Source organism: Mesorhizobium sp. P5_C1, from assembly GCF_054049815.1.
Window position 1 is genome coordinate 1 of the sequence record NZ_JBFULQ010001262.1, and the last position, 729, is coordinate 729.

The following is a 729-nucleotide window of genomic DNA, read 5'->3' on the forward strand; positions in this document are numbered from 1 at the left end:
GCATCTCGTCGATCGAGGTCGCATAGCGAATGTCGTGCCGACGTCCGGAATCGAAGTCGACGACCGTCGCTGATCCTGACTGCCCGCCGGCGCTACGCGAGCGCTGCCGAGACACCGGAGGGTGAGAGCGAGTTCATAGCCGATCTCGCCGCCTATGATGCGCGCAGCCAGAAGATCGCCGACCTTGAGAACGTTGCGGAAGGCGGTGTGCGGGTGTTCCATTTCTCACTCTACAACCGCAACGCGAAGCAGGTCTTCCGCTGGACGCCCTTCGTGGTAAAGAGCTTCGGCGGGGTCGACGACTTGAACCTGCAGAAAGTTTTCGATCTTGGCGAAATTCCGCGCCCGGATCACGAAGTCGGCAACGCATACACCTACGACGCAGCCGATCGGATGGTCCGTGAAACCCACCCTTCGGGAAAGACATCCGACATGGATTTCGGTCCGTGGGGCACGCACACCGTCACAACCTACAATGATCAGTTCGACGGCACCGTTCACAGCGGTGAGTACTCCTTGCGCAACGAGAATGGTGTGACTGCCTTCGTCGCCACCGACGGCAATGGTACGACACATATCTCCCGTTTTGTGCGCGATACATTTGGCTATTTGAGCGAGATCTGGCTACYAGGCGAAGCAACGCCTCGGAAGCTTATCTACAACTCGGTCGGCGATCTCGAATTCCAGGCGATCCCCGGGATGGGCGACCGATACGCCTTCTACGACGGG

At 59.1% G+C, this 729-nt stretch carries 1 pseudogene; it reads left to right on the forward strand.

Annotated elements, in window-relative coordinates:
• A pseudogene (locus ACXJ7R_RS35265) lies at positions 1 to 729 on the forward strand (RHS repeat-associated core domain-containing protein); the annotation flags it as partial.